This is a genomic window from Shinella sp. GW821-FHT11G07 (assembly GCF_058808115.1).
Genome location: NZ_JBXARJ010000005.1, coordinates 23,576 through 40,991 on the forward strand (window position 1 = coordinate 23,576; position 17,416 = coordinate 40,991).

At 63.8% G+C, this 17,416-nt stretch carries 18 protein-coding genes; 8 read left to right on the forward strand and 10 right to left on the reverse strand.

The window, feature by feature from the left end; all coding sequences use genetic code 11:
- The first annotated feature begins 6 nt into the window (after positions 1-6).
- From AC1RT2_RS11170 to AC1RT2_RS11180, 3 genes are read left to right on the forward strand one after another with little or no spacing between them, the layout of a single operon-like run.
- Positions 7-864, forward strand: coding sequence for a carbon-nitrogen hydrolase family protein (locus tag AC1RT2_RS11170; RefSeq protein ID WP_493101878.1), 858 nt, complete (start codon positions 7-9; stop codon positions 862-864).
- Positions 861-1,289, forward strand: coding sequence for a DUF1178 family protein (locus AC1RT2_RS11175; RefSeq protein WP_069060790.1), 429 nt, complete (start codon positions 861-863; stop codon positions 1,287-1,289). Before AC1RT2_RS11170 ends, AC1RT2_RS11175 begins: the two co-directional genes overlap by 4 nt.
- Positions 1,289-1,867, forward strand: coding sequence for a DUF3291 domain-containing protein (locus AC1RT2_RS11180; RefSeq protein ID WP_493101880.1), 579 nt, complete (start codon positions 1,289-1,291; stop codon positions 1,865-1,867). The genes AC1RT2_RS11175 and AC1RT2_RS11180 overlap by 1 nt, the downstream gene beginning before the upstream one ends.
- On the opposite strand, the gene ubiG is transcribed toward AC1RT2_RS11180, so the two are convergent.
- The 4 genes from ubiG to AC1RT2_RS11200 all read right to left on the reverse strand — a co-directional run bounded on the left by ubiG (position 1,868) and on the right by AC1RT2_RS11200 (position 6,542).
- On the reverse strand, positions 1,868-2,617 hold the full coding sequence (ubiG, locus tag AC1RT2_RS11185; RefSeq protein ID WP_493101882.1) for a bifunctional 2-polyprenyl-6-hydroxyphenol methylase/3-demethylubiquinol 3-O-methyltransferase UbiG: 750 nt from the start codon (positions 2,615-2,617) through the stop codon (positions 1,868-1,870).
- A gap of 73 nt (positions 2,618-2,690) precedes the next feature.
- Positions 2,691-3,815: a mandelate racemase/muconate lactonizing enzyme family protein gene (locus AC1RT2_RS11190; protein WP_493101884.1), complete on the reverse strand. Its 1,125-nt coding sequence runs from the start codon at positions 3,813-3,815 to the stop codon at positions 2,691-2,693.
- A 75-nt stretch (positions 3,816-3,890) separates the two neighbouring features.
- Entirely contained in the window at positions 3,891-5,390 is a 1,500-nt protein-coding gene (locus AC1RT2_RS11195; RefSeq protein WP_493101886.1) for an aldehyde dehydrogenase, read from the reverse strand.
- Positions 5,391-5,399: 9 nt separating this feature from the next.
- Complete coding sequence (locus AC1RT2_RS11200; protein ID WP_493101888.1) at positions 5,400-6,542, reverse strand: iron-containing alcohol dehydrogenase; 1,143 nt, start codon at positions 6,540-6,542, stop codon at positions 5,400-5,402.
- A 92-nt stretch (positions 6,543-6,634) separates the two neighbouring features.
- Here AC1RT2_RS11200 and AC1RT2_RS11205 point away from each other — a divergent pair, with 92 nt between their 5' ends.
- The 5 genes from AC1RT2_RS11205 to AC1RT2_RS11225 all read left to right on the forward strand — a co-directional run bounded on the left by AC1RT2_RS11205 (position 6,635) and on the right by AC1RT2_RS11225 (position 10,340).
- Positions 6,635-7,561, forward strand: coding sequence for a LysR substrate-binding domain-containing protein (locus tag AC1RT2_RS11205; protein ID WP_493101890.1), 927 nt, complete (start codon positions 6,635-6,637; stop codon positions 7,559-7,561).
- Between the two features lie 184 nt (positions 7,562-7,745).
- Positions 7,746-7,943, forward strand: coding sequence for a hypothetical protein (locus AC1RT2_RS11210; protein WP_444799460.1), 198 nt, complete (start codon positions 7,746-7,748; stop codon positions 7,941-7,943).
- Positions 7,944-8,018: 75 nt separating this feature from the next.
- Complete coding sequence (locus AC1RT2_RS11215) at positions 8,019-8,813, forward strand: DUF6030 family protein (protein WP_493101892.1); 795 nt, start codon at positions 8,019-8,021, stop codon at positions 8,811-8,813.
- Positions 8,814-8,871: 58 nt separating this feature from the next.
- Positions 8,872-9,495 carry a thermonuclease family protein gene (locus AC1RT2_RS11220; RefSeq protein WP_493101894.1) on the forward strand — a complete coding sequence of 208 codons (624 nt, stop codon included), beginning with the start codon at positions 8,872-8,874 and terminating at the stop codon, positions 9,493-9,495.
- Between the two features lie 80 nt (positions 9,496-9,575).
- A complete protein-coding gene (locus AC1RT2_RS11225) occupies positions 9,576-10,340 on the forward strand; it encodes a metallophosphoesterase family protein (RefSeq protein WP_493101896.1) in 765 nt (254 codons plus the stop codon).
- A gap of 18 nt (positions 10,341-10,358) precedes the next feature.
- Here the strand turns inward: AC1RT2_RS11225 and AC1RT2_RS11230 are convergent, their stop codons facing one another.
- From AC1RT2_RS11230 to AC1RT2_RS11255, 6 genes are all read right to left on the reverse strand, one after another.
- Positions 10,359-11,786, reverse strand: a complete 1,428-nt coding sequence (locus AC1RT2_RS11230) for a mannose-1-phosphate guanylyltransferase/mannose-6-phosphate isomerase (RefSeq protein WP_493102352.1) — start codon at positions 11,784-11,786, stop codon at positions 10,359-10,361.
- A gap of 230 nt (positions 11,787-12,016) precedes the next feature.
- The gene (locus AC1RT2_RS11235) at positions 12,017-12,424 is read right to left on the reverse strand and encodes a F0F1 ATP synthase subunit epsilon (protein ID WP_069061598.1); all 408 of its coding nucleotides are present in this window, start codon (positions 12,422-12,424) and stop codon (positions 12,017-12,019) included.
- A gap of 69 nt (positions 12,425-12,493) precedes the next feature.
- The gene (atpD, locus tag AC1RT2_RS11240; RefSeq protein WP_493101898.1) at positions 12,494-14,107 is read right to left on the reverse strand and encodes a F0F1 ATP synthase subunit beta; all 1,614 of its coding nucleotides are present in this window, start codon (positions 14,105-14,107) and stop codon (positions 12,494-12,496) included.
- Between the two features lie 26 nt (positions 14,108-14,133).
- Positions 14,134-15,015, reverse strand: coding sequence for a F0F1 ATP synthase subunit gamma (locus tag AC1RT2_RS11245; protein ID WP_069060781.1), 882 nt, complete (start codon positions 15,013-15,015; stop codon positions 14,134-14,136).
- A gap of 102 nt (positions 15,016-15,117) precedes the next feature.
- Positions 15,118-16,647 (reverse strand): F0F1 ATP synthase subunit alpha, encoded by a 1,530-nt coding sequence (gene atpA / locus AC1RT2_RS11250; RefSeq protein WP_069060780.1) that lies wholly within the window; start codon positions 16,645-16,647, stop codon positions 15,118-15,120.
- Positions 16,647-17,213: a F0F1 ATP synthase subunit delta gene (locus AC1RT2_RS11255; protein WP_069060779.1), complete on the reverse strand. Its 567-nt coding sequence runs from the start codon at positions 17,211-17,213 to the stop codon at positions 16,647-16,649. Before AC1RT2_RS11255 ends, atpA begins: the two co-directional genes overlap by 1 nt.
- Positions 17,214-17,416 lie beyond the last annotated feature (203 nt).

Genomic DNA, 17,416 nt, shown 5'->3' on the forward strand with positions numbered 1-17,416 from the left:
CAATCCATGACCGTCACGATCGCCGCCGTCCAGATGTGCTCCGGGACCGATCCCGTCCGCAACGTGGAAACGATGCGGCGCCTCGTGCGCGAGGCGGCCGGCAAGGGCGCTGTCTATGTCCAGACGCCGGAGATGACCGGCGCCCTCCAGCGGGATCGCGCCGGGCTTAAAGCCATCCTCCGCTCGGAGGCCGACGACCTCGTGGTCGCGGCCGCTGCGGAACTCGCCAGGGAACTCGGCATCCATGTGCATGTCGGCTCGACGGCCATCGCGCTTTCCGACGGCAAGGTCGCCAACCGTGGCTTCCTGTTCGGCCCGGATGGCGAGAAGGTCTGCAGCTACGACAAGATCCACATGTTCGACGTCGATCTCGACAATGGCGAGAGCTGGCGCGAGAGCGCGGTCTATTCGCCGGGTGCCGTTGCCCGCATGGCCGACCTGCCCTTCGCCAAGCTCGGCTTCGCCATCTGCTACGACGTGCGCTTCCCGGAACTGTTCAAGACGCAGGCTCAGGCCGGCGCCGAGATCATCTCAGTGCCCGCCGCCTTCACCCGCCAAACGGGTGAAGCGCACTGGGAAACGCTGCTGCGCGCCCGCGCCATCGAGAACGGCGTCTATATCATCGCCGCAGCCCAGGCAGGCGTGCACGAGGACGGCCGCGAGACTTTCGGCCATTCGATGATCATCGACCCCTGGGGCCGCGTCCTTGCCTCGGCCGGCGGCACCGGCGAAGCCATCGTGCTCGCTGAGGTCGATCCTGCCGCCGTCAAGGCCGCGCATGACAAGATCCCCAACCTGCGCAATGGACGCGCCTTCACCCTCGAGGTGGCGGGCGAGCCCGCGAAGGGAGGCGTTGCCGCTTGATCCGCTACGAGCTTTCCTGTGACAACGGGCACGCCTTCGAAGGGTGGTTCGGCTCGGCGGGCGATTTCGACCGCCAGCAGACGATGGCGCTTGTCTCCTGCCCGTCCTGCGGTTCCGCCCACGTCGCCAAGCGCCTGATGGCTCCGTCCGTCTCGACCGCCCGCAAGAAGGAGCGCCGCCAGGAACTCGTCGTGCAGGCCGGCCAGAAGGAAATGATGGCGAAGCTCCGGGAGGTCGTCACCTCCATCCGCGCCAATTCCGAGGATGTCGGCGAGCGCTTCCCCGAGGAGGCCCGCAAGATCCACTATGGCGAAACCGAGCAGCGGGGCCTGATCGGCCGCGCCTCCGCCGAAGAGGTGCGCGACCTCTTGGAAGAAGGCGTCGAAGTCGCCCCTCTCCCCGTCCTGCCTGACGATACGAACTGATGCGCGGCCATCACCTCGCCGCCTACAATTTCGGCCTCCATGTCGATGACTACGAAAGCCCGCGCGTCGAAGGATTTCGCCTGCGCGAACCCTTGAACTTCGAGGCGGCAAGCCGGGCAGACGGCTATGTCGGCCGCTCGGGCTATGACGACGTGCCGGGACCGGAAAGCTGGGGCGAGAAGGTCTATCCCCGCTTCATCAAGGGCAGCGGCTTCGAGGACGCCCCCTCCTCGCTGTCGCTTTGGGCCGACCTCGAGGCGCTGATGGCCTTCACCTATAACGGCGTGCACGCCGACGCGCTGAAACATGCCCGCAACTGGAACCAGAAGCAGGCCTGGCCTTCGCTCGTCCTGTGGTGGGTGCCGGACGGTTTGCGGCCCGTGTGGGCCGACGGTGCGGAGCGACTGGAGCACCTGCACGACAACGGCCCGACGCCGCGCGCCTTCACCTTCAAGGTCGCCTTCTGTCCGGATGGCCATCCCGTCGCCATCGACCGCAACCGTGTGAAGGCAAAGGCCGAACACAATGCGGCCGGACAGGAAGACCTGCTCGCCGTTGCGAAGACACTGAAACCCTGACTACACGGAGGCGCGGCGGGCGACCATCATGTAGTTGACGTCCATGTCCTTCGACAGGTTCCACTGATTGAGCAGCGGATTGAAGAACACGCCGGTCCGGTCCGTTACCGTCAGGCCCGAAGCCGTAAGCGGCTTCTCGATCTCTTCCGGACGCACCAGCTTTTCATATTGATGCGTGCCGCGTGGCAGCCAGCGCAGCACATTCTCCGCGGCAAAAATCGCAAGTGCGGCCGCCTTCATGGTGCGGTTGATCGTGGCGACGAACGTCATGCCGCCGGGACGCACCATGGAAGCGCAGGTGGTGAGGAAGAACTCGACGTCGGAGACGTGCTCGACCACCTCCATATTGAGCACGACGTCAAAGGTCTCGCCGGCTTCCGCCAGCGCCTCGGCCGTCACCGCCCGGTAATCGACCGGAACGCCGCTGCCGGCCGCATGCGCCTTGGCAATACCGATATTCTTTTCCGACGCGTCTGCGCCGACCACATCCGCCCCCATGCGCGCCATCGGCTCCGAGAGCAGGCCGCCACCGCAGCCGATGTCGAGGATGCGGAGCCCCTCGAGCGGGCGATGCGCCTTCGGGTCGCGGCCGAACTGGGCTGCGACGAGATCGCGGATATAAGTGAGGCGGACGGGATTGAACTTGTGCAGCGGACGGAACTTGCCGGCCGGGTCCCACCACTCAGCGGCCATCGCCGAAAAGCGGTCGACTTCCGCCTGGTCGATCGTCGTGCGGGCTGCCTCGCTCATGGCTCGTCTCCTTCGCGTCCGTATCCCCGTGAAGTCGGCCTCCACGGGGCGGATGTCAAGAGGGCGAAGCGTCTCAGCCGAGCCGCGTTGCCTTGAGCCGCTCTTCATCGAGCACGATGCCGAGGCCGGGCGCCTCGCCAAGCAGCAGCCAGCCATTCTCATGGCGCAGCGGCGTGGCGAGTGGATAGTCGCGGCGCGCCTCGCTCCATTCCGGCGCGTCATAGGGATATTCGAGGAAGGGCGCGTCCCCCGCCCCCGCCGTCAGATGCGCGTTGGCCAGCACGCCGATGCCGTTCGTCCAGGAGTGCGGCGTGAAGGTGACCCCCGCCTCGCGCGCCTGGAAGGCGAGCCGCCGACAACCGGTAATGCCGCCGACCAGCGCCACGTCCGGCTGGATGACGTCGAAGGCGCGTTCCTCGATGATGTCGCGGAATTCGTAGAGCTCGCGCGTCATCTCGCCGCCGGCGATGCGGATATCCGTCGCCTCCTTCAGCGCCTTCATGCCCTTGCGGTCGGAGCGGTGCAGCGGCTCCTCCATCCAGTAGATGCCGAGCCGTTCCAGTTCGCGCGCAACGACGAGCGCATCCTTGAAGGTCCAGGGTAGCGTCGTGTCCCAGGGCATGCGCCAGCCCTGGTTACAGTCGACCATCAGCTCCAGCCGATCGCCGACGCGCGCCCGGATCGCCTCCAGCGCCTTGACGTCGTCGCGCCAGCCATTGCGGCCGCCGGCAGACGACGAGAAGCGCACCTTCATCGCCGGAAAACCCTCTTCGATATAGCGCTCCGCCTGGTCCGCCATGGCGGAGGGCTCGCGCAGCACGCCGGAGGAGGCATAGAGCCGAACGCGATCAGCCCGGCCGCCAAGCATGCGCCAGACTGGCTCGCCCGTCACCTTGCCGGCAAGGTCCCAGAGCGCGAGATCCAGCGGCCAGCAGCGGCCATAGTGGAAGTTGATATGCGACACCACCTCGTAGTGCCGTTCGAGATGGCGTGGGTCCTGGCCGATGAACAGGTCGTCGTGCCCCTCGAACCCCTTCATCAGGTCGCCGGAGCCGATGCCCTCGCGGCCCTCGTCATCCGTCACGCGCACGATCGTCGCGTCGAAATGCCGACGCGGCCGGCCATCCCAGCTGGCCTTGAACGGCGGATCGAGCGGCAGCCGGTGGTGGCTGATCCCGATGGAAACGATCTTGCTCATGCCTTCCCCCTTCAAGAGCAGTTCCAGGAAAAGTGTGAAACGGTTTTCCGTGGGAACTGCGAAAAAACAAAAAGCTCAGCCGAACTGCTGCCAGATCGTCTTGTAGTCGCAGTATTTGTCGATCGCATGCACCGAACGGTCGCGGCCGAAGCCGGATTGCTTGAAGCCGCCGAAGGGTGTCGCGAAGTTCGACATGTCGTAGGTGTTGATCCACACCGTGCCGGCATGGATCGCCTCGGAAAAGCGGTGCGCCCGGTCCATGTCGCGGGTGAAGACCGCGCCGGCCAACCCATAGATCGTGTCGTTGGCGATCGCCAGCGCCTCCTCCTCCGTGTCGAAGGCAATGGCCGCCAGCACGGGTCCGAAAATCTCCTGGCGTGCGATGCGCATGTCGTTCGTCACATCGGTAATGACGCCCGGCGAGACATAATAGCCTCCAGTTTCCGACAGCACCCGTTCCGCCCCGAAAGCACGGCGACCACCATCCTTCTCGCCAATGGCGATCAGCCCGAGCACCTTGTCCATGTGCTCCGCCTCGATCAGCGCACCGATCTGCGCCGAGGGCTCGAAGGGATGTGCAAGCGCAATCTCGCGCTTCACCACCGCCTCGATCTTCCCGATCAGTGCATCCTGCACCGAGCGCTGCACGACGAGGCGGGTGGCGGCGTGGCAGGTCTCGCCGGAATTGTAGAAGCAACCCCAGGCGGCCGCACTCGCCGCCGCATCCAGATCGGCATCCTCGAACACGACGAGCGGCGACTTGCCGCCAAGCTCCAGCGCCACGCGCTTGAGGTTCGATTGCGCCGCATACCCCATGATCAGCTTGCCGACCTCCGTCGAACCGGTAAAGGCGACCATGTCGACATCCATGTGCAGCGCAAGCGGCTTGCCGACCTCTTCGCCGAAGCCGGTGACGACATTGAAGACGCCGGCGGGAAGGCCCGCCTCGATCGCCAGTTCCGCCAGCCTCAACGCCGAGAGCGAGGACTGTTCGGCCGGCTTCAGCACGACGGAATTGCCGGCCGCGATCGCCGGCCCGAGCTTCCACGCGTCGATGATCATCGGATAGTTCCACGGCGTGATCGCCGCGACGACACCGATCGGCACCTTGCGCACCAGCGCCCGGGCCTTCGGCCCCGTCGGCGCGATCTCGTCATAGAGCTTGTCGATCATCTCGCCGTAATACTGGATGCCATCGGCGCAGAGCCGCACGTCAACGCCGAGCGACGCCTGCACCGGCTTGCCGACATCGAGCGTTTCCAAAAGCGCCAGTTCCTCGCCATGGGTACGGATCAGCTCCGCCCAGGCCAGCATGATCTTCTTCTTTTCCAGCGGCTCCTTGCCGCGCCATACGGCGCTTGCAAAGGCGTTGCGCGCCGAGGCGACGGCCAGGTCGACATCCGCCGCATCTCCCTGCGCCAGCACCGCACCCGGCTGGCCATCCATCGGGCGCGTGCGCACGAAGGTCCGGCCGGACGTGGCAGGCTGCACCTTGCCGTCGATGAAATGTCCGCGGTCGAACGAGAGCCCGGCAAGGCGGTCTTCCCAATAGGCACGGCTGAACTGTTCGGTCATGTCAGGTCCTCAGAGCGTCTTGGGCAGGGCCATCATCGCGGCGGCCATCGTATCGATATCGGCGTCGGCAATGCCGCGGATCGTCGAGCGGCGCATCGGCTGGTTCTCCGCTGCGCGCATCTCGCGGGCGAGATCATCGGCGGTGAAGGCGGCAAAGGCTTTCGGCAACGCGCGGACAATGCCGCAGCGATCCATCAGGTCTCCGACGAAACCGGGCAGCATTGCCGCATCGGACAGGCCGCAGGCAAGCGCGGCGGCGGCAAGATCCGCGGTATCAGCCTCCACGAGCCAGGCAAGCGTCGCCTCGAAGCCGAGCGCCGTGGCCAACCCGTGGTGCACGGGCGCGAGGCCGGCAAGCGCATGGCTGATATTGTGGGCGACCGCGGTGCCGCAATTGTCGATCGCCACGCCCGCATAACACGAGCCGAGCAGCACCTTGCCGCGCGCCTCGATATCCGCCGGGCTCTTCACCGCCTTCTCCAAAGCCTCGGTGAGAAGGCGCAAAGCGGCATGGGCATAGAGCGTTGCACCCGCATGGGCATTGCGGTTGGTCGCCGCCTCGAAGGCGTGCACGAAGGCATCGAGCCCACACCAGGCGGTGAGGCTGGCCGGCAGCGTCACCGTCAGCGCCGGATCGAGCAGCACCAGATCGGCCTTGGCCTCCGGCCCCCAGATCCAGAGTTTCTTTCCCTCCGGCCCGGCAAAGATCGTCGTCGCCGAGGTCTCGGAGCCCGTGCCCGCCGTGGTCGGCACCATGATCTTCTTCAGCGGCCTGTTGGGAAGCGGATTGGCGGCCAGCGCGTAGTGCATCGGATCTGCATCCGCCGCCGCAGCACAAGCCGCAATCTTCGCGATATCAAGCGCCGAGCCACCGCCGATGCCGACGACGAGATCCTTGCCGCGCGCGGCATCCGTCGCCGCCCTGACATGGGCCAGTTTCGGTTCGCCCGCAAAGTCGGAAAACAAGTCCGCGCTCAGACCTTCCGCTGCAAACTGGGTAGCGAGACGCCCGCCAAGGCCATTCCCCGCAAGAAAACCATCGATGACGACGAGGACCTTTTCGGCCCCCATCGCGCGGGCAGACGCGGCGATGGTGTCATGGACCCCGTCACCAAAACGGATATCAGGCACGAAAGACGTTGCGAACTTCACGAGAACACCCCGAATTGATTTGCCGAACCGTGCATCACGATTTCAGATTTTCAAATCCTTGGATTTTTCGGGCTTTTTGATAACTTCATATCATGAAAGCCAGTTTACTCGCCCATATCCCCCTTGAAGCCTTTCGCGTCTTCGACGCCGCCTGCCGCCACATGAACTTTTCCCGTGCCGGCCGCGAGCTGAACATCACGCAAGCCGCGGTCAGCCGCCGCATCAAGGGGCTGGAAGACCATCTCGGCACCCAGCTCTTCGCCCGCAGCGGCAAGAACCTGACGCTGACACCGCGTGGCGAAAAATTGTTCCAGCGCGTGCGCGCCTCGCTCGACTATCTGGAGGAAAGCCTCGAACCCTTCCGCACCGGCGCCGGGCAAAGCATATCGCTTGCCGCCAGCGGCTCGGTCTCCCATCTCTGGCTCGGCCAGCGCCTGCGCAATTTCGCCCGCGACAACCCGGACGTCTCCCTCCGCCTCGTCACATCGGACAGCCCCGCCGATCTCGCCTCGGAAAACAACGACCTCGTGATCCTCTACTCCGCGGGGGAACATCCCCGCTGGGACCTGACCCCGCTGCTGGCCGAGGAACTGGCGCCGGTGGCCGCACCGGGCTACATCGCCCGCAAGGGACTGGAGGCCGCCACGGTCAAGCCCGCCGATCTCGCAGGCCTCGATCTGATCGACTACGAGCGCTTCAACGCCAACTGGATCTCCTTCCGCCCGTGGCTGGAGCGCGTGGCACCCGAAGCCTACCGCCGGATGCCGTTTCCCCGCCCGCACCTCACCTTTTCGACCTATGCGCTTGCCATCGACGCAGCCCTCAGCGGCGATGGCGTGGCGCTCGGCAGCCTCGGTCTTATTGCCGCAAAGCTTGCCGAAGGCTCCCTCGTGCAACTGGGCACGACAAGCCTCGTCACCGGCTACGGTTATCATCTCGGCCTGCCGAAATTTCGCACCCCGCCGCCGGAAGTGCTGAAACTGCACGCCAGCCTGCTGGCCGCGCGAAACGGGCTGTAGCAGAACCATCCAAACATGCTTACCGACATCATGTTTCTATTGGCAACGATGGTAAACAGTGTCACACTTTGGGGCATTCAGGAGAGAAGCGAGGCCGTGGGGAGGCCTCGGTGATCGTGTGGTCCGTCGAGGACCATGGGGGTGGCTTACACGCCGCCCTCCTGCAACGAAAGATCGTGGGACGATGACACTTAGCGCCTTGCTCATGGCCTTCTACACGCTGATCGCGCTGCTGTTCATCGACTGCAGCCTGCGCGAAGGCGCGGAAAAGGGCGGCCGGTGGGATCTCGACCGCGTGCTCGGCCTGCTGCTTTGCGTCGCCTGGCCACTGGCGCTTGCCGGCACCCTGCTTGTAGCCTATCAGGAGCGTGAGATCGGCTGATCCAGGGGCCTTGCCCTGCCTGTTGCACAATGACCGGCATCAGCTCCATCGCCACAGGCAACGGCGCGGTTCGGCATGACGGAGCGGAGAAAACAGGGCATATCCGGCTTGCTTGTCTTCGGGCTCTTCGCCGTAGTGCTGCTGGGCGCGATCGGCGCCACCGTGCTTCTCGCCAACAACTACCGCAATCTCAACCTGCTGCTTTCCCGCTTCGGCTTCGATCCCATCGACACGACCCCGCGCGAGCGAGCGCTTCGGCCCTATGAGCTGAAGGGCAATCGCATGCCGCGCCCGAAGGGTCTCATTTCGGAACGCCTGCTCACCCCCGTCACCCCCAGCCAGACGCAATTCGTGCGCACGATCCGCAAGGCACCGCAGGCCCTCTGCGAAGCCCTGGAGCGCAGCGGTTTTCCCAATCCCGGCTGGAAGGTCGGGATTTTCGACAAGGAAAGCTGGGATTGCCAATCCTACCGCGAATTCCCGCACGCGCAGGATGGCGCAAACGCACCCTCGTCCGCCTTCCTTGCCATCAAGGGCAATGCTGAGACACGCGTTTCCTCCTTCCGCATCAAGCTCAACATCGAAAACCCCGCAACGCAAGGCCTGGTGACGGGCGCCGTCATCGCCGCCCTCGAAGTCTTTCTCGAGGAGGTGCGCTGGGAAGAAGCGCCGGAGATTTTTGCCGATATCCGCGCCCTCAAGGAATTCGACATCATCCGCTTCGGCAACCGGATCCAGCTCAAGAAGGAGTTCAGCGAGACGCCACGCTACAACTTCGTCATCACGCCGGACCGTACGCGAAACCGCGGCTCCTACCTGCCGGACTATTTCGATCGCGGCCGCTGGATGCCGCTGCCCGATACGCTGTAGTCCTCCCTTGATGGCAGACATTCCCAACCACACTCCTCCCATTCAAACCGGAGCAGGCATGAAAGCGGCGACGAGGACGAAACCGAACGGGCGGGCGATTGCATGGGCAATGGCAACCTCGCTTCTCCTGTCATGGACGGCAGCGCTGGCCGCGGGCCTGCAATCGGGTGCGATTTCCGACGATCCGATCTGGACCGACAAGCCCGTTCGCATCGACCGCAAGGCGCAAGGCTATGAGCGGGTAAAAGTCGAACGGAAAATCCCGCCGCTGACCCTGAAACCGACGACGCGCGTCACCGTCTTCGACAGCAGCTCGTTTCAGGAGGGTGGGCGCCTCTACGTGCTGGCGGATGCCGTGGCGGTCAACCCGAAGCGGCTTTGCCGTGGCGATGACAGGCACATCGCCGCCTGCGGCCAGCAGGCACGGCTTTTTTTGAAGCGCCTGATCACCAACCGCACACTGGCCTGCCGTGAACATTTTCGCGCTGGCCATGCCGTCTTCGTCTCGTGCCGTGTCGGTGACGCGGACCTGGCGGAAAGTCTCATTGCCAAGGGAGCAGCCTGGGCTGCGACGCCACGCCTGGCTGCGGTCCAGCAACGGGCGATGGCCGCAAAAACCGGGATCTGGATCGACACGGAATGCCGCGCAAACGGGCGCTGCCCGCCACAGGAGCGGCGCTGAGTGCTGCAACGCCCCTTGCCAGTTCACAGCGCAATCGCTTCCGCCTATGGTCTGCCCATATGAAAAACCTTCTCCCCCGCATGTTTCGCAATACAGAAACCACCACCCATGACGCCCCGCCAAGACGCCGCATCGAAATCGACCGGCGCCGGTCGACGATCTACGCCATCGGCGACATCCACGGCTGCCTCGATGCGCTGCTCGCACTGGAAGCACGCATCCTGGCGGATGTCCGGCAAAGCGGCGTGCAGGACCCGCTGCTGATCTATCTCGGAGACTATATCGATCGCGGGCCGGATTCGAAGGCAGTGCTCAGCCATATCGCCCGGCAGGACCACGGCGACGGCATCGAGCGCATCGCGCTCTGCGGCAATCACGACGATACGTTCCTGCGCTTCATTCATGACCCGGCGAACAATGCGGCCTGGATGAATGTCGGAGGCGATGCGACCTTATGGTCCTACGGCCTCGGAGAATTCGCGCATCTGCGGCGGCCCGAGGAGCTGGCGGATATCGGGCCGATGCTGCGCGCGACGATCCCGAACGAACACGTCACCCTTCTCGAAAACCTGCCTGTCATGGCGACGATCGGAACCTGCCTCTTCGTGCACGCCGGCATCCGCCCGGGCATTGCGATCGAAGACCAGACGGATCGCGACCTGCTGTGGATTCGCGAGCCGTTTCTGAGCGAAGGGCCGCTTCTGCCGATCAACGTGATCCACGGCCATACGGCCGGGACGGAGGCAGTTTTCGGCACCCGCCGGATCTGCATCGATACGGGCTGCTACAAGACGGGACGACTGACGGCGCTGAAGGCGACCCCTGACGGGGCAAGGCTGCTTTAGCCTTGCCGCCTACCCGATTTACCCGCGGCCGAACTCATCCTCGATGCGGATGATATCGTCTTCGCCGAGATAGGACCCCGTCTGGACTTCGATCAGCTCCAGCAGGATCTTTCCGGGATTTGCCAGGCGGTGCAATTCGCCCTGCGGAATATAGACGGATTCGTTTTCGCGCAGCGGGATCGTCTTGTCGCCGATCGTCACTTCGGCCGTGCCGCGCACCACGATCCAATGTTCGGAACGATGATGGTGCTTCTGCAGCGAGAGCCGCTTGCCCGGCGTCACGAACAGGCGCTTCACCTGGAAGCGCTCGCCGTTCAGCACGGAGGTATAGCCACCCCAGGGACGATAGGATGTCGGGTGGGTTTCGGTCAGCTTCGCCGTCTTCGGCAGGGCCGCCAGGTGCTTGACCAGCTTGCCGACATTCTGGCTGTCTTCCATGCGGCCGACATAGACCGCGTCTTCGCTGGCGATGACCGCGATATTGTCGAGCCCCTGCACCGCGACATGGATGTCGCGCGAGATGACCAGCGAATTGCGCGTGTCGAGTACCGTCGTGCTGCCATCCGCGACGTTGCCGGCCTCATCCTGCTTGCCGGTCTTCCACACCGAATCCCAGCTGCCGAGATCGGACCAGGTGATCGGCGAGGGCACGACGGCAGCGATCGGCGTCTTCTCGAAGATCGCATAATCGACGGAAATATCGGGCGCCCGGGCAAAGGCCTCTTCGTCCAACCGCTCGAAATCGAGATCATGTTTGGCCTTGGCAACGGCTTCGCTCGCCGCATCCAGCACCTCGGGCGCATATTGCCGAAGCTCGCGCAGGAACAGGCCGACCGGCAGCATGAACATGCCGGAGTTCCACAAGTAGCCGCCCGCCGCCAGCATGGCCGTCGCGCGGTCGCGATCCGGCTTCTCGACGAAGCGCCGCACCGCGTTCGCCCCGTTTCCGAGGTCCTCTCCGATCTCGATATAGCCGTAGCCGGTAGCCGGTTCGTTCGGCGTGATGCCAAAGGTGACGAGACGGCCGGCCTCAGCCGCGGCCTGCGCCTTGGCGATGCAGGCGAAATAGACGTCGTTCGCATCGATCTCGTGGTCCGATGCCAGCACCTGCATGACGGCCTGCTCGCCAAACTGGCGCGCGATGACAGTCGCCGCGACGGCAAGCGCCGGCGCGGTGTTGCGCGCGACGGGCTCCAGCAGGATCGAGGTCAGCGCGATGCCGGCGGCACGCGCCTGCTCGGCGACGAGAAAGCGGAAATCATTGTTGGTGACGACGATCGGCGGCGCATAAAGGCCCGCGTCCGCGACTCGCGCCAGCGTCTTCTGGAACAGCGTCGCCTCCCCGAGAAACTCGAGGAACTGTTTTGGCGCAGACGCGCGGGAGAGCGGCCACAGGCGGGTGCCCTTACCGCCGGCCATGATCACGGGTACGATCTTGCTGGTCATCATTCCTCGTCCTGATGCTTGGCCCACCGTCATGGCGGGCATGGCATATGTGACGCCACTCTCCACCTGCCCCGTAAAGAAACAGCAAATTGCATGGCCGACACCTTGCCCGCAAAAGTGCCTTCTTGACGTTAAGGTAAAGAGGACCTTCTGCAAGGCCCGCGCATTTGACGGACAACAAAAAAGCCCGCCAAGGCGGGCTTCTGTTTCAAGCGATCACCCTATGGGGATCAGACCGGCATTACGATGCCGTTCAGCGTGGTCAGCTCGGCAAGGTACGTCTCGACACCGAACTTGTGCTCGTCAGAGGCAGCATGTTCGAGTTCCTTGCGGGCGGCCTCGATGCGGCGGGTGATGTCTTCGCTCTTGATGTCATCGACATGCACGGCCGATTCGGCCAGCAGCGTGCAGCCGGTCGGGATGATATCGGCAAAACCGCCGAAGACCACGTAGCGGTCCTTCTTGCCATCCGCGAACGTCACGGTGACGACACCCGGCTTGATCGTCGTCATGGTCGGCGCATGGTTGGCCATGACGGTCATCTCGCCCTCGGTCGCCGGAATGACGACGGAGCTGACGCTGCCGGAAACCAGCAGGCGCTCGGGAGAAACGAGTTCAAAGTTGAAACTGTCAGCCATGACCATTCACTTCTTCTGATTTCATTCGGCCGGGAAATAGGGCGCCCGGTTCAGGGCGCCCAAAGTTCATCAAGCGGCTTCAGCAGCCAGCTTCTTGGCCTTTTCGACGGCTTCTTCCATGGAACCAACCATGTAGAAGGCGGCTTCCGGCAGGTGGTCGTACTCGCCGTTGACGAGGCCCTTGAAGCCCTTGATCGTGTCTTCGAGAGCGACGAGCTTGCCCGGCGAACCGGTGAAGACTTCGGCGACGAAGAACGGCTGGGACAGGAAGCGCTCGATCTTGCGGGCGCGGGCAACGGCGATCTTGTCGTCTTCCGACAGTTCGTCCATGCCCAGGATCGCGATGATGTCCTGAAGCGACTTGTAGCGCTGCAGGGTCGTCTGGACCTTACGGGCGACTTCGTAGTGCTCTTCGCCGACAACCATCGGGTCGAGCATGCGCGAGGTCGAGTCGAGCGGGTCCACGGCCGGGTAGATGCCCTTTTCGGCGATCGAACGGGACAGAACCGTCGTTGCGTCAAGGTGGGCGAACGAGGTTGCCGGCGCCGGGTCGGTCAAGTCGTCGGCGGGAACGTAGATGGCCTGAACCGAGGTGATCGAGCCCTTGGTCGTGGTGGTGATGCGTTCCTGCATCTGGCCCATGTCCGTGGCGAGCGTCGGCTGATAGCCCACGGCCGACGGGATACGGCCGAGCAGAGCCGACACTTCGGAACCAGCCTGCGTGAAGCGGAAGATGTTGTCGACGAAGAACAGAACGTCCTGGCCCTTGTCGCGGAAGTCTTCAGCGATCGTCAGACCCGTCAGAGCGACGCGTGCGCGTGCGCCCGGCGGTTCGTTCATCTGGCCGTAAACGAGGGCAGCCTTGGAGCCTTCGCCGCCGCCGTGCTTGTTCACGCCGGATTCGATCATTTCGTGGTAAAGGTCGTTGCCTTCGCGGGTGCGTTCACCCACGCCAGCAAACACCGAGTAACCACCGTGCGCCTTGGCGACGTTGTTGATCAGTTCCATGATGAGAACGGTCTTGCCGACGCCTGCGCCGCCGAACAGGCCGATCTTGCCGCCCTTTGCGTAAGGTGCGAGCAGGTCGACGACCTTGATGCCGGTGACGAGGATCTGCGCTTCCGTCGACTGCTCGACGTAGGACGGTGCTTCCTGGTGGATCGAACGCTTGCCGGAAGTGACCAGCGGGCCAGCTTCGTCGACCGGCTCGCCGATGACGTTCATGATGCGGCCGAGCGTTTCCGGGCCGACCGGAACGGTGATCGGGGCACCCGTGTCGGCGACCGGCTGGCCGCGGACGAGACCTTCGGTCGAGTCCATGGCGATGGTGCGCACGGTGTTTTCACCGAGGTGCTGGGCAACTTCGAGAACAAGGCGGTTGCCGTTGTTGTCGGTTTCCAGCGCGTTGAGGATCTTCGGCAGGTCGCCGTCAAAGGCGACGTCGACGACGGCGCCGATAACCTGCGTCACGCGGCCGGTTGCGACGAGTGCGGCCGGAGCGGCAGCCTTCGTGACGGCCTTGGCGACAGCGGTCTTTGCAGCCGGTGCCTTGGCTGCCGTTGCCTTCGCGGCCGGAGCCTTGGTTGCTGCTGCTGCGGCCGGAGCCGCCGCTGCTGCTGCCGTCTTGGTCGCAGCCGGCTTCTTCGCCGCTGCGGTGTCCTTCGGGGTAGCTGCCTTAGCCATATCTCTTACCCTCTTTGTCCTGGTCCTTAGAGCGCTTCAGCGCCCGAGATGATTTCGATGAGTTCCTTGGTGATCTGAGCCTGGCGCTGACGGTTGTAGGAAAGCGTCAGCTTGTTGATCATTTCACCAGCATTGCGGGTCGCGTTGTCCATGGCGCTCATCTTGGCACCCATTTCGCCGGCGACGTTCTCGAGCAGGGCCCGGAAGATCTGGACGGAAATGTTGCGCGGGATGAGATCCCCGAGGATCGCGGCAGCATCCGGCTCGTAGTCGTAGATCGCCGTCGCGCCGGTCGTCTCGGCAACAACCGCCGGAGCGGAGGCCGGAATGAGCTGGAGCGCGGTCGGGATCTGCGAGATGACCGACTTGAACTCGGAATAGAACAGCGTGCAGACGTCGAACTCGTTCTTCTCGAACAGACCGATGACCTTGCGGCCGATCTGGTCAGCGTTCTCGAAGCCGACGCGCTTGACTTCACGCAGGTCGACACGGTCGATGATCAGCGAAGCGAATTCGCGGCGCAGGATATCGAAACCCTTCTTGCCGACGCAGATGATCTTGACCGTCTTGCCGCTCGCCAGAAGCTTGCGGGTGTGGTCACGCGCCAGACGCGCAATCTGCGAGTTGAAACCGCCGCACAGGCCGCGTTCCGCCGTGCAGACGACGAGCAGGTGAACCTGGTCCTTGCCCGTGCCGGTCATCAGGCGCGGTGCCGAATCGTCCTGGCCGACGGCCTGGGCAATGTTGGCGAGCACGACGCTCATGCGCTGCGAATAGGGCCGGGCGGCCTCGGCCGCTTCCTGGGCACGCCGAAGCTTTGCCGCGGCGACCATTTTCATCGCCTTGGTAATCTTCTGCGTCGCCTTGACGGAGGCGATCCGGTTTTTCAGATCCTTAAGTGAAGGCATCCGTTTTCCGTCCTGTGACATGATCTGGGTAGATCATGCGTCAAATCCTAAGTTCGGGACACCTGCGCGCCAGATCAGCGCGCAGGGCTGGAACCGTCAGCTTCAGCCGAAGGTCTTGGCGAAGGCATCGAGGGCGGCCTTGAGCTTGCCCTTGGTGTCGTCGCTGATCGCCTTGTCGGTGCGGATCGCATCGAGGATCGCCTTGCCCTCGGAGCGGAAGTAACCGAGCACACCCTGCTCGAACTTGCCGACCTGGTTGACTGCGATCTTGTCGAGGTAGCCGTTGACGCCAGCGAAGATCACCACGACCTGCTCTTCCGTCTTCAGCGGCGAGAACTGCGGCTGCTTCAGGAGTTCGGTCAGGCGTGCACCGCGGTTCAGCAGGCGCTGCGTTGCGGCGTCGAGGTCCGAGCCGAACTGGGCGAAGGCTGCCATTTCACGATACTGGGCGAGTTCGCCCTTGATCGAGCCGGCAACCTGCTTCATCGCCTTGATCTGAGCGGACGAACCCACGCGGGAAACCGACAGACCGACGTTAACGGCCGGGCGGATACCCTGGTAGAACAGGTCCGTTTCAAGGAAGATCTGGCCGTCGGTGATCGAGATCACGTTGGTCGGGATGAACGCCGAAACGTCGTTACCCTGGGTTTCGATGACCGGCAGAGCCGTCAGCGAACCAGCGCCCATGTCGTCGTTGAGCTTTGCAGCGCGCTCGAGGAGACGCGAGTGCAGGTAGAAAACGTCGCCGGGATAGGCTTCGCGGCCCGGCGGGCGGCGCAGCAGCAGCGACATCTGGCGGTAGGAAACGGCCTGCTTGGAAAGGTCGTCGTAACCGATGAGGGCGTGCTTGCCGTTGTCACGGAAGTATTCGCCCATCGCGCAACCGGCGAACGGTGCGAGATACTGCATCGGCGCCGGATCGGAGGCGGTTGCAGCAACGATGATCGAGTACTGCAGAGCGCCACGCTCTTCGAGAACCTTCACGAACTGGGCGACGGTCGAACGCTTCTGGCCGATAGCGACGTAGACGCAGTACAGCTTCTCGCCGTCCGGGCCGTTGTCGTGGATCGCCTTCTGGTTCAGGATCGCGTCGAGGATGATCGCGGTCTTGCCGGTCTGGCGGTCGCCGATGACCAGCTCGCGCTGGCCGCGGCCGACCGGGATGAGGGCGTCGATGGCCTTGAGGCCGGTCGACATCGGCTCATGCACCGACTTGCGCGGGATGATGCCCGGAGCCTTGACGTCAACGCGCGAGCGCTGCTTGGCATTGATCGGGCCCTTGCCGTCGATCGGGTTGCCGAGCGCGTCGACGACGCGGCCGAGCAGTTCCGGACCAACCGGTACGTCCACGATGGCGCCCGTCCGCTTGACGGTGTCGCCTTCCTTGATGTCACGGTCCGAACCGAAAATAACGACACCGACGTTGTCGCTTTCGAGGTTCAGCGCCATGCCACGGATGCCACCGGGGAATTCCACCATTTCGCCGGCCTGGACGTTGTCGAGGCCGTAAACGCGGGCAATACCGTCACCGACGGAGAGCACCTGGCCGACTTCCGAGACTTCCGCCTCTTTGCCGAAATTTTTGATCTGATCTTTGAGAATTGCGGAAATTTCCGCGGCGCGGATATCCATCAGCCGACCTCTTTCAGTGCAAGCTTAAGAGTAGAGAGTTTGGTGCGAAGGGACGTGTCGATCTGGCGCGATCCCACCTTGACGATCAGACCACCGAGAATGGACGGGTCGACGGTGACGGCGATCGCCACGTCTTTGCCGGTGACGCCCTTGAGCGCCGCCTTCAATTCTGTTTCCTGCGCTGCGGTCAGCGCGTGGGCCGAAGTGACTTCGGCCGTGATTTCGCCGCGGGCGCGGGCCGCGATGACGCGGTATGCCTTGATCATGCCCGGGATAGCAAAGAGGCGGCGATTTGACGCAACCACCTTGAGGAAGTTTGCGACGAGACCCGTGATGCCAGCCTTGGCGGCAACGGCGGCAATGGCCTTGGTCTGATCTTCGGCGGAGAAGACAGGGCTGAGAATCAGCCGCTTGAGGTCTTCGCTTCCATCGATCAACGCCTGGAAACGGGCGAGATCTGCACCGACACTGTCAGCCGAGCCGGCTTCCTGCGCGAGGTCGAAAAGCGAAGACGCGTATCTTTCTGCAACACCGGAAACGAGCTGGGATGTGTCTGCCACGGGCACAAGCTTCTCTTCTTATCATCCAGAGCGGAGGGCGGTAGCGGTGCCACAGTCCTAACGCACTGAAATCGTTGCGGTAATCTTCAGTCCCCACGGGCTCTTGCGCCCGCTTTTTCTGAATTTCGCGGTTCGTCTAGCATACGAAACCGGGACTCGCAACACGCGCGGCGCAGGAATGCGCCATAAGTCGGCCATAGTCGGAGCAA

What these genes read in the sequence shown, in the direction of transcription:
- AC1RT2_RS11230 (WP_493102352.1), bottom strand. Translation starts at nt 11,786, where the DNA reads ATGACCAGCAAGATCGTACCCGTGATCATGGCCGGCGGTAAGGGCACC.
- AC1RT2_RS11210 (WP_444799460.1), top strand. Translation starts at nt 7,746, where the DNA reads ATGACACTTAGCGCCTTGCTCATGGCCTTCTACACGCTGATCGCGCTG.
- AC1RT2_RS11170 (WP_493101878.1), top strand. Translation starts at nt 7, where the DNA reads ATGACCGTCACGATCGCCGCCGTCCAGATGTGCTCCGGGACCGATCCC.
- AC1RT2_RS11190 (WP_493101884.1), bottom strand. Translation starts at nt 3,815, where the DNA reads ATGAGCAAGATCGTTTCCATCGGGATCAGCCACCACCGGCTGCCGCTC.
- atpD (WP_493101898.1), bottom strand. Translation starts at nt 14,107, where the DNA reads ATGGCTAAGGCAGCTACCCCGAAGGACACCGCAGCGGCGAAGAAGCCG.
- AC1RT2_RS11195 (WP_493101886.1), bottom strand. Translation starts at nt 5,390, where the DNA reads ATGACCGAACAGTTCAGCCGTGCCTATTGGGAAGACCGCCTTGCCGGG.
- AC1RT2_RS11215 (WP_493101892.1), top strand. Translation starts at nt 8,019, where the DNA reads ATGACGGAGCGGAGAAAACAGGGCATATCCGGCTTGCTTGTCTTCGGG.
- atpA (WP_069060780.1), bottom strand. Translation starts at nt 16,647, where the DNA reads ATGGATATCCGCGCCGCGGAAATTTCCGCAATTCTCAAAGATCAGATC.
- ubiG (WP_493101882.1), bottom strand. Translation starts at nt 2,617, where the DNA reads ATGAGCGAGGCAGCCCGCACGACGATCGACCAGGCGGAAGTCGACCGC.
- AC1RT2_RS11180 (WP_493101880.1), top strand. Translation starts at nt 1,289, where the DNA reads ATGCGCGGCCATCACCTCGCCGCCTACAATTTCGGCCTCCATGTCGAT.
- AC1RT2_RS11220 (WP_493101894.1), top strand. Translation starts at nt 8,872, where the DNA reads ATGAAAGCGGCGACGAGGACGAAACCGAACGGGCGGGCGATTGCATGG.
- AC1RT2_RS11235 (WP_069061598.1), bottom strand. Translation starts at nt 12,424, where the DNA reads ATGGCTGACAGTTTCAACTTTGAACTCGTTTCTCCCGAGCGCCTGCTG.
- AC1RT2_RS11205 (WP_493101890.1), top strand. Translation starts at nt 6,635, where the DNA reads ATGAAAGCCAGTTTACTCGCCCATATCCCCCTTGAAGCCTTTCGCGTC.
- AC1RT2_RS11245 (WP_069060781.1), bottom strand. Translation starts at nt 15,015, where the DNA reads ATGCCTTCACTTAAGGATCTGAAAAACCGGATCGCCTCCGTCAAGGCG.
- AC1RT2_RS11225 (WP_493101896.1), top strand. Translation starts at nt 9,576, where the DNA reads ATGTTTCGCAATACAGAAACCACCACCCATGACGCCCCGCCAAGACGC.